The organism is bacterium (assembly GCA_030654305.1).
Taxonomy (GTDB): Bacteria; Krumholzibacteriota; Krumholzibacteriia; order LZORAL124-64-63; family LZORAL124-64-63; genus PNOJ01.
In genome coordinates this window covers 1-1,480 of sequence record JAURXS010000494.1, presented here as the reverse complement: position 1 = coordinate 1,480, position 1,480 = coordinate 1, and the positions used below count along the sequence as shown (strand labels likewise).

Sequence of the window (1,480 nt, the reverse complement as noted above, 5' to 3'; positions counted from 1 at the left end):
GGTGGCGGCGGTGCCGTCCGGGGCATCGGTGCGGGTTCCGGCGCGGGGGGCGTGACGCGCTCGGCGCCGCGGGCGGCGCGGGCGGCGTCCGAGGTTTCCTGCGACGGCGAGCGGGACAGGTTCTGGTCCGCCTCGACGTGGTTGCCCCGCACCTCGTCGGCGCCGTCGACGTAGGCCGCCAGCAGGGCGCGGTCGGCCAGCACGTTGACCAGGCGCGGGATGCCGCCGCTCTGCTCGTGGATGCGTTCGACGGCCTCGCGCCGGAAGAGCTTGCGCTCGCAGCCGGCGACCTTCAGCCGGTGCTCGATGTACTCCTCGACCTCGCGGCGGTTCATGGGTTCGAGGTGGTAGTGCACGCGGATGCGCTGGCGCACCTGGGCGAGGCCGGGGTCGTCGATCTGGCCGCGCAGGCCGGGCTGGCCGGACAGGACCACCTGCAGCACCTGCTCGCCGGGGGGGCCCATGTTGGTCAGCAGGCGCACGCCCTCGAGCGTCTCGGCGGACAGGTTCTGGGCCTCGTCCACGATCAGCAGCACGCGCTGGCCCTGGCGGTGCGTGGCGACCATCTCGGCCTTGAGCGCCGAGAGCAGGTCGGCCCGGTCGGCGGCCGCCGGCATCGACACGTTCAGCTCGGCGAGCAGCAGCTTCAGCAGCTCGCGGAAGTCGATCTGGGTGACGTTGACCAGGGCCACGCGGTAGGAGCGGGAGACGTGCTTGATGAGGTTGTGCAGGGCCAGGGTCTTGCCGGTGCCGATCTCACCCGTGATCAGGATGAGGTCCTCGCCGCCCTCCAGGCCGTAGACCAGATGGGCCATCGTCTCCTCGAAGGCCGTCGACCTGAACACGAAGTGCAGGTGGGGGCTCAGCGAGAACGGCGCGGTGTAGAGGCCGAAATGGTCGTGGTACATGGAACCTCGCTGGAATCCGGACCTGCCGTCCGGAGGGCGCGCCTTGGGGAGGGTCCGCGGGACCCTCCGCGTCCGGCCAGAAGGTAGCCGATGGGCCCTCCCCCGGCAACGACGATTCAGATCCGGCGGGCGAGCCTGACCCGCGGCCCGAGGGCCGTGGATGCGGGCGGGGGGGGCGCCTCCTCGATGTTGTCGGTCAGGCCGTCGGGCGCGTAGCCGGCGATCAGGCCCACCGAGAAGAAGAGCAGCGAACCCATGGCGGCGAAGAACCGGTAGTCGAAGGCGATGCCGCCGGCGAAGTAGCCCGTGATCGTGCCGGCGAGCACCGGCATGGCGTAGAGCGCGAATCGGTCCCCCTGTTTTCGGAGGACCCACTTGCGGCGGAAGATCCTGAACATCTGCGTCCAGATCGCCACCAGCAGGCTCACGCCGACGAGCCCCTCCTCGGCGAGGGCGCCGATGTACATGTCGTGCAGCGTGGACTCGACGTCGTGCGTGCGCTTGATGACGCCGTAGATCGGCACCTCCATGGTGCCCATGTACTCCGCCTTGACCTCGTTGTAGCGGAAGAA

2 protein-coding genes are annotated in these 1,480 nt (G+C 70.2%); both read right to left on the bottom strand.

Annotated elements, in window-relative coordinates:
- Window positions 1-908, bottom strand: a 908-nt coding sequence (locus Q7W29_14150; GenBank protein MDO9172964.1) for an AAA family ATPase, incomplete at its 3' end; no start/stop codon positions are given.
- A 116-nt stretch (window positions 909-1,024) separates the two neighbouring features.
- Window positions 1,025-1,480: hypothetical protein (locus tag Q7W29_14145; protein ID MDO9172963.1), on the bottom strand; the 456-nt coding region annotated here is incomplete at its 5' end.